The following is an 8,353-nucleotide window of genomic DNA, read 5'->3' on the forward strand; positions in this document are numbered from 1 at the left end:
GCTTGTTAAAAAGGCCCGCTGGCGTGTTGCCAGCGGGCCTTTTTTTGTGTTGGCTTCAGACCTTCAGCAGGCGGGCCACGGCCTCCACCGAGCGCAGCTGCTTCAGTTCCTGCGCCGTCGGCAACAGTGGCCGGTCGCGCTCGCGGCTGACCACGCACAGGAAGCCGAGCGGCTCCTCGCCGTCGGCGTGAAACTGGTGAAAACACTGCGGCGCCACATATACGCAGTCAAACGCCGCGACCTGCTCCACCTGATCGCCAAGGATCACCCTCCCCCGCCCCCGGATGATCACCACGGCGTGCGGATGCTGGTGTCGTTCCAGGGTTGAGTAACCGCCCGGCTGGACCTCGAAGTAGCGCACCAAGGCACCAAGTCCGCCCTCATCACTACCTTCGCCAAGCAGCGTGCGCCGGGTAATGTCACGAAACGGACTGCGATCTGTCTTGTACTCGCGCAGCGCCACCTGGGGCCAGGAGAAGCCATCACTACGCACTATCCGCGAGCGTTGCTTGCTCATGACGCGCTGCACTCCACCACACGCCGCAGCGCGGCGGCTGCCCGCGTGAGATCACCCTGCGCGTACAGGCTGCCGCCGATCAGCAACATCGTATCCGGACCATAGCAGCGCAGCCAATGCCCGGCGCGGGCTACGTCTATGCCGCCAGCCGGGGCTGGCAGGCTGGCCCGGACTGTACCCAGGGGCCCACGCAAATGGGTATTGATACGGGCGCAGGTGGCGGCGGAGAAATTAAACCGGCCGCCAGCATTCGGATAGATGACGGCATCCGCACCAGCCAGCCGGAACAGGTCTCCGAGCACCAACTCCGCGGAAATGCCTGCGCTACGCCCAAACAACCCGCTGGTGAGCGCCGGGTGGGCCAGTACGGCGAGGCCAAACTGGTCACGAATGAGTTGCAGGGTATCCAGACCAACCAGCCACGGGCAAATGAGCACCCCACGACAGCCGGCATCCCTGGCCGCCGCCAGGCGCTCTGGCAGCCGCGCCGCCGAGGCGGTCACGTTTGGAAAGTACAGGCTGCGGCCGCCGGTCTGGGCATTGGCGCGGGTGACCGCCGCCTGGCATAACGCCAGACGCTCGCCAAACGGCGCGCATCGTTGGTCGGCCAAGCCATGATCATCCTTGATGATGTCGATACCACCGCGCGCGAACGCTTCGCAGCGCACCGCCAGTTCGGCCGCCGACAACCCCATGGGCTTCAGCGCCGTGCACAGAAGCGCGCGATTGGCGACGCCGGTCAAGGCGCGTAACCCGGAAATGCCATAGCCCGGGCCGCCCAGGCTCCGTAGCAGCGCCGCTGGCCAATCGAGGCCAACGATGCGAATGCCCGGTTTCAGCGAAATATTGCCAAACAACAGATTCAGACACTGGGGCAAATCGTCGCCGATAGCGTCCAGGCTGTAGGAAAGCTGGACTTGCGCGCGCCGAGGTCCGGAATGCGAGACCTGTTCGACGCGACCGGCCATGCGCTCCAGCAGCTCCGGCGCCACCAGGTCCCGCGGAAGCTCCACGGTTTGCTCCAAACCGATCAATGCGGCCTTGCGCGCCGGATCCTCATTGCGGCCGAGGGCCAAGACATAACGCACACCAAGCCGACCGTCGGCCCGGACACCAGGCGCTACCGTGCCCGGTATCGACAGGACACGTCCGAGCGGAGGTGCGTCGGCGTCAGTGCGCCGGCCAACATTGACAGACATGAGGTTCGGACGGTCGGGAGGGTTGGTGATTTTATCCCAGCCCGTGAATGGACGCGCAGCGATCAGACCGCGCTTGCCGCGTGCGGCGATACTGGTTACACATCCCGGCTAACACTTGATACAGTGCTGAAGTTAAGTCAACAACAGGGGCGACGGGTACCCGAATGACGCAACAGCTTTCACAGCAGGTGCTGCGGACCGACGTGTCTGGCATGCCCCTGGAATGGGTGGACTATCAAGAGGCGGTACGGCTGTATTGCTTTGGCCACGTGGCTTATGCCTGCGGCAACCCGCTGTTCTGCGTGCACGGGGGCATCAACGCCGCCAGTGGACGGCGAAGCGTTGTGGAGGTCAACTCGATCATCGCCACCATCGGCGACCAGTCCGCTTTGCGCCGCTGCCGCGAAACCTATTCCCCGCCGCTCAACAATCCGGCGCTGTTCAAGCGCGACGCGCACACCTGCCTGTATTGCGGCCAGCGGTTTCTGGCGCGGGATTTGTCGCGCGACCACGTGCGCCCACTCAGCCGCGGCGGCGATGACACCTGGGTCAACGTGGTCACCGCCTGCAAGCGCTGCAACAATCACAAAGCCAACCGAACACCAGAGCAAGCCGGTATGCAGCTATTAGCCATACCCTTCCTGCCAACCCATGCCGAATATGTCTATTTGCGCGGCCGGCGAATTTTGGCTGACCAGATGGAATTCCTGCTCGCGCACTTTCCCCGCACGAGCCCACTGCAAGCGCGCCTGAGAGCACAACTGGCCTGAGGCCTGTTTGCCGCGCTTTGTGCGCCGCGCTGCGTGTCCGTTCCATGTGGGCGAGCGCCATAAGGTCCTTAACCCCTGCGATGAACTGCCGCTGCTCGGGTTGGTGGGCTGAGCTTGACGACCAGTACCGTGCTGCACGCAGCTACCAGCCTGCCTAAGCTGACCTCGATTTTTTGCCGCGTCATATACAGTGCGCAAAATTAGGCGTAGGCTGACCCCGTCTGTTTTTTCAGCTGCGGGTTTGCGGGCGGGTTCTGTCAGGAATCAGCCAGTGATTTGTAACCAAATTACAGGCTACAACGCGCTGACCAGCGGCTGTGTGTATTCTCCGAACCTGCGGGGACACCAACGGACAGCGGTTTTGGATATCCAGGGACCATTCGGGCAAGCGTTGCCTGCCCAATTCGTCTCTTTATTTGTAAGTGGTTTTTTAATATGACTTCGATTTATGTTGGCAATCTCCCTTTTACTGTGTCGGAAGACGAGCTGCGCACTCTGTTTGAGCAGCACGGTTCCGTCCATTCGGTAAAACTTATCAACGACCGCGAAACCGGCCGGCCCCGCGGTTTCGGATTCGTCGAAATGGATCCTTCCGCTGCCGCGGTCGCCATCCAACGACTGAACGGCGCCGACCTTGGCGGACGTGCACTGCGCATCAACGAAGCGCAGGAAAGAGAAGAGCGTCCCGCGCGCCATCCGCGCTAAGCCCAGTCGCCTGAGCTTTTTGAAACCCTGCGGCGCCGTGTGCGCCGCAGGGTTTTTTATTGCTCATAACAATTGATGCTCAACGACGAAAGCGAGGCTATACCGTCAACTTTGATTGTTCTTTTTTCGCCTCCCAAGGGAACCGCCGATTCATGAAGCGGCACCCACGGTGCACGAATCCACTGTCCAAATCGATAACCACCGACAAACCACGCTGTTCGGTGGCAGGCCCGACAAATGCGCATCCGTTGGCGCGTTGGCCTGATTCGCCGAATTCGTAGTCGCATTACGGGGAGTCGGCCGCCTTCTGCTGGGCCAATCGGTTGATTTTCGTGAATATGGCACCGATGATCACCCACAAAAATTGGACAATCACGGCACACGGAGAGGCGGATGAATACTAACCCTATCGGGGTAATTGGCCTGGGCAGCCTTGGAACTGCGATGGCCTCGCGCCTGGTCAGCCAAGGGCATCAAGTGTGGGGATTCGATATCGAACCTCAGCGTTGTCGGGAAGCCGCGACCCAAGGTGTGCAGATCGTCGGCTCAGCCGCCGAATTGGGCGCCGCGTGCGACCTGGTGCTGTTGTCCTTGCCCGATTCGCACGCCGTCCGCGTGGCATGTCTTGGAGCCGACGGGTTGGCCCGATCGGCGCGACCCGGCCGGTTGGTGATCGACACCACCAGTGGCTACCCCAGGCAGTCGATAGCCATTGCCGCTGAGCTGGCCTCGCTCGGAATTTGTTACATCGATGCGGCCATCACCGCGCCGACCGGCGGGGCCAACGCAGTGCGCGAGGGCGCGCTCACCTTCATCATCGGGGGAGCCGCCACCGACGTCGAACGCGCGCGTCCGGTGTTGGACCTGCTGGGCACTGAACTGCGCCACGTCGGCCCCACAGGCGCGGGGCAGATCGTCAAACTGGTCAACAACAGCTGCGCTTCCATTGCCATCATGGCGACCGTGGAAGGGCTGCTGGTGGCCGCCAAGCATGGCCTGGACCTGTGGCAGAACCTGGAGGTCATGCGGGTCGGCACCGGCCTGACGACCTTCGCCCGGTTTCCGGAGCTGTTCCTCGATCGCGACCGGCCCGGTGCCCACATCGGGCTGCTGGAAAAAGACACGGCCTATATGAGCCAACTGGCACAGGAAGCTCGCGTACCAACGCCGGTGATGGATCTTGCCGGCCACCTGTGTCGTATTGCGGCGCGTACCGTCGGCGAGCGCGCCAGCATCATGCAGATCGCCAATGTCATGGAAGCGTGGGCGGACGTGAAGCTGGAATTGCGCCCGCGCGAGGCGACGGATGCCCGACCAGCCGTCGACCCGACCACGGCGCGACAGACGGTCGGCATTATCGGGCTGGGCAACATCGGCGCGGCTATCAGCAACATCCTGGTCCAGGACGGGCTTGAGGTGTACGGCTATGACCTCGACCCTGCCAGGATGGCGCAGGCCGCCGGTCAGGGAATGCGCCCCTGCGCATCGCCCACCGAAGTCGCCGCGACGTGCAGACTCCTGATCCTTGCCCTGCCGCAATCCAGCGTCGTCGAACAGGTACTTTTCGGCGACGATGGTGTCGCCGCCGCTGACAATCGGGGCCTGCTGGTCATAGACACCACCAGCGGCTATCCGGAGCAGACCCGCGAATTCGCGGCCCGGCTGAGCGCACGCGGCATGCGGCTGATGGATGCGGCGATCACTGGCGAGCGTGGTGGTGCGCTTGCAATCCCGGAACGAAACCTCACGTTCATCATCGGCGGGGCAGCCGAGGATGTCGCGCTGGCCCGCCCGGTGCTCGACCACTTCTGCAGCCATCTGTTTCACCTCGGCCCGCTGGGTGCCGGCCAGATCGCCAAGATGGTGAACAACATGGTGTGCGCGGTGGTAGGCGTTGGCCTGATCGAAGGTTTGCTGGTCGCCGCCAGGCACGGCGTCGACTATCAGTCGGTCGCAGAAGTGCTGGATCACGGCACCGGCGCGAGCTTCTGGACCCACAACCGCGGCTTGCTGAACCCGGAACCGATGAAGGGCGGCTTCTATGTCGGCTTGATGACCAAGGATCTGCGCCAGATGTCGCAGATATCACATGCCAGCGCGGTGCCCAATCCCCTGGGCGAAGCCGTCTATCATCTGTATCAGTTGTTTTGCCGCGATCTGGGCTATTACGGCGGCATCGCGCAGAAGATCGAGGTCATGCAGCGTTGGGCCGGCATTACCCTGGATGGCCGGGAATTAGGTCTCGAAGCTCTGGAATAGCGCTCTGATCACCGCACTTAGCGGCACGGCAGAAGTTCCTCACCCATGCCGAAGATCCCGGCCGGATCTTCGCGCCAGTGGCCAAAGCAACAACCAATCGGCGACTGGCAGTCGCTCCACACAGCGTCGGTCACGGGTGACCGTTGATACGCACCGATCCTCATCCGGACCCTAGCCGCGATCTGGCAGCTACTCGACGCCGGTGCCGGCAACGCCAGGCAGTCGCAGGCGCGCACCTGGCCAAGGAGGTCGCGTTGCGGTCGAGCCTGAATGCAGGCCCGCCTTGTTCAGTGGCAACAAATACCCCGGGTACAGCGAGCTGGGGCGCTCCTAATCGGCAAGCCCCTCATCACCACCCTGTCCTTGCGGTATGGGCCAGCCAGCGGGTCGCCCGACTTTTTTGGCCACTTCGTCCGCCGGAAGGGCCGGATCCCACCACTGGCCGATAAACCGCTGACAGGTCGTTTTGCTGGACGCATCCGACATCAGCCAGACAATGGGCGCCGCCATCACGCTCGGTGACACGAGTTTGTTGCCGGGACCGCGCAATCCGGTTCCGGGGGCATCCGGGATCAGCCTGGTATCGGCCGCGCCGCCCGGAATCAGCACGTTTACCGTAACGCCACTGCCGTCCAGGTCCCGCGACCAAATCATCGTGGCAGTCTCCAAAGCCGCCTTGGTCTGCCCGTAGGGAGACATGCGCGGCCGCTGCATGGTGCCGTAACTGGTGGTGACGTTGACGATGCGGCCCGCCTTCGCTTTAAGCATGTGCGGTACCGCAGCCCGTGCCATGAAGAACGGTCCGTTCAGATTTACGTCAATCACCTGGCGCCAGCCTGCCGGTTGCAACTCGTAAAACGGTGGCGGCGGCATCACGGCCACACCGTTCTCGTGATAGCCGATGCCGGCACAATTGACCAGTCCGAACAAGCTGCCGAAGTGCTCCACCGTTGCGGCAACCGTATCCTGCGCTGAGGACGCATCCGTCACATCAGTGGGGATGTGCCTGATCCGCTCCGCCAGGCCCTTGTGCCTGGCCTCGGCGAGGGCTTCATCGGCGTGCACTTGATTGACCTCGGCGATTACCACGCGCGCACCCGCTTCGGCCAATGCGATGGACATGACGCGCCCCAGCCCACTGCCACCGCCGGTAACAATGATTGCGCGATCAGAAAGTTGAGCCTGCATGCTGCCTCTCCGTTGCCCCGGGATGACCGTCCCGGACGACCGCTATCGATATCACCGAGCGCCGACCAAACCCGTCCCGGCTTTCTCAGCCTCGAACGAAAAAGTAGTTTTCAATGGCTCACAGAAACAATGGCCTACAGCCATTACTTCAGGCCGTACCTCTCTGCACGACGGGAACCACAGCTTGAACCAGCGGCCCCCTACGTCTCGGCAAATACTGCGCAAGCAACTGATCGCGCCAGGGGGCGCTCGCTCTCGACATCGCATTGATCGCCCGGCGTAACCCTATTGCGGGCGGTTCAAATGACGCCCAGCTCCTTCAGGCGCCCGCGTAGCCATTCTTTCTTCTCCGGTGTTACCTGACGAATCGGCGAACGCATGACGCCCATCGCCAGGCCCATCGCCTCGTACCAGGCTTTCAGGTTGCCCAGCAAGGTGGCATAGGTGAAGTTGCCGGCCAGGGGTGCCAGCATGATTTCGTCGGCCAGATCCCGCACCGGCGTGAGTTCTGTCCACTTCTCGAAGGCCGCGTCCCACTGGCCGGCGCGGGCCAGGGCCGTGTACTCCTCAAGCAAATGGCGCTTCTTGCCATAGGCAATGTGATGGAAGGCGCCGTACAGCACCTGCCCGCCGTGGCGCAGGTCGTTCAACCAATGGGTTTCGATCGGGTCACTGACGATGAAATCGTCCCCCACCATGCGTCGCAGCTTGACCGAGTCGACGTGGTTCAAGCTGCCCTGCTTCATGCCCACGTAACTTGGAATCTCCGCCAGCCGGCGACACAGGTCCAGGCTGATCAGATGGCCGGACACCATGGAGCGGTAAAACAAAAGCGCCAGGTTCGAGTGATCGGCCAGGTATTTGAAGTAGTCGTAGATTTCCTGGTCCGAGCGCAGCTGTACGATGGGCGTGACCACCTCGGCCGCCACGTAGCCGAGCTTCTCGACAAAGTTCAGCTTCTCCATCGCCTGATGGACGCTCTGGTCGAAGATGATCGTATGCAACGGAATGCGCCCGTCGGCTGCCTCGGCGATGACTTCGTGGTAACGCATCCACTCGGTTACCGATGTGTTCCAGCACTCCGCGACAAAGCCGCCAACCACAAGACCGCTCTCGCCGATGTCGATGTAGTACTCGGTATTGCGCCGCAGGCCGTCCTCATCAAGGCTGTCGTCGGGCAGGAATGGCGTGCACGGGCAGTCGTACCAGTCTCGGAGAGTCTGCTTGGCCCAGGTCTTGGCTTCCGATTTGGTGAATGGCAGTTGCGTGGGCATGGTGAGTTCTCTGTTTGGTTTGGGGGTATGCGTTACATCGCGTCGACAATCAACAGATTCATGTCGACTGCACGGTCGCGGATGATCTTCAGCGGCTGGTAGTCCGGGTCGGCAAGCCAGGCGTCGACCGCCTCGCGGCTGGGGAAACGGAACACTATCGCTGAGTCGGCCGGCTCGCCGTGCAGGCATTCCGGCGTGTTGCTGCGCCCAAGCAGCTCGCCGCCATGGCGACGCACGATGGGTCCTGCCCCCTTGCGGTACTCCGCGAGTAAATCCCAGTCCTTCACTTTCTGCGTGGCGAGCATGATGACGGCCATATCGGGGCTCCTGATTCAGGCCGCGCGCGGGCGGCGGGTGTGTTGCAGCAAGGCGTAAACGCGCTCGGCGCTGACCGGCAATTCCATGACCGCTGCGCCAATCGCGTCTGCCACCGCGTTGGCG

8 protein-coding genes are annotated in these 8,353 nt (G+C 62.5%); 3 read left to right on the forward strand and 5 right to left on the reverse strand.

The window, feature by feature from the left end; translation table 11 throughout:
* Positions 1-55: 55 nt before the first annotated feature.
* Entirely contained in the window at positions 56-517 is a 462-nt protein-coding gene (locus ABZF37_RS06485) for a cupin domain-containing protein (protein ID WP_372718024.1), read from the reverse strand.
* Complete coding sequence (locus ABZF37_RS06490) at positions 514-1,716, reverse strand: RuBisCO large subunit C-terminal-like domain-containing protein (protein WP_372718026.1); 1,203 nt, start codon at positions 1,714-1,716, stop codon at positions 514-516. Before ABZF37_RS06490 ends, ABZF37_RS06485 begins: the two co-directional genes overlap by 4 nt.
* A gap of 164 nt (positions 1,717-1,880) precedes the next feature.
* On the opposite strand from ABZF37_RS06490, the gene ABZF37_RS06495 reads away from it, so the two are divergent.
* From ABZF37_RS06495 to ABZF37_RS06505, 3 genes are all read left to right on the forward strand, one after another.
* Complete coding sequence (locus tag ABZF37_RS06495; RefSeq protein WP_372718028.1) at positions 1,881-2,486, forward strand: HNH endonuclease; 606 nt, start codon at positions 1,881-1,883, stop codon at positions 2,484-2,486.
* Positions 2,487-2,921: 435 nt separating this feature from the next.
* Positions 2,922-3,191 carry an RNA recognition motif domain-containing protein gene (locus ABZF37_RS06500; protein WP_372718030.1) on the forward strand — a complete coding sequence of 90 codons (270 nt, stop codon included), beginning with the start codon at positions 2,922-2,924 and terminating at the stop codon, positions 3,189-3,191.
* 363 nt (positions 3,192-3,554) lie between these two features.
* A complete protein-coding gene (locus tag ABZF37_RS06505) occupies positions 3,555-5,450 on the forward strand; it encodes an NAD(P)-dependent oxidoreductase (protein WP_372718039.1) in 1,896 nt (631 codons plus the stop codon).
* A 330-nt stretch (positions 5,451-5,780) separates the two neighbouring features.
* Here the strand turns inward: ABZF37_RS06505 and ABZF37_RS06510 are convergent, their stop codons facing one another.
* The 3 genes from ABZF37_RS06510 to ABZF37_RS06520 all read right to left on the reverse strand — a co-directional run bounded on the left by ABZF37_RS06510 (position 5,781) and on the right by ABZF37_RS06520 (position 8,229).
* On the reverse strand, positions 5,781-6,638 hold the full coding sequence (locus ABZF37_RS06510; protein ID WP_372718032.1) for an SDR family NAD(P)-dependent oxidoreductase: 858 nt from the start codon (positions 6,636-6,638) through the stop codon (positions 5,781-5,783).
* Positions 6,639-6,937: 299 nt separating this feature from the next.
* Positions 6,938-7,912 carry a dihydrodipicolinate synthase family protein gene (locus tag ABZF37_RS06515; RefSeq protein WP_372718035.1) on the reverse strand — a complete coding sequence of 325 codons (975 nt, stop codon included), beginning with the start codon at positions 7,910-7,912 and terminating at the stop codon, positions 6,938-6,940.
* Positions 7,913-7,944: 32 nt separating this feature from the next.
* Complete coding sequence (locus ABZF37_RS06520) at positions 7,945-8,229, reverse strand: DUF1330 domain-containing protein (RefSeq protein ID WP_372718037.1); 285 nt, start codon at positions 8,227-8,229, stop codon at positions 7,945-7,947.
* Positions 8,230-8,353 lie beyond the last annotated feature (124 nt).

This window comes from Immundisolibacter sp., from assembly GCF_041601295.1.
GTDB lineage: Bacteria > Pseudomonadota > Gammaproteobacteria > Immundisolibacterales > Immundisolibacteraceae > Immundisolibacter.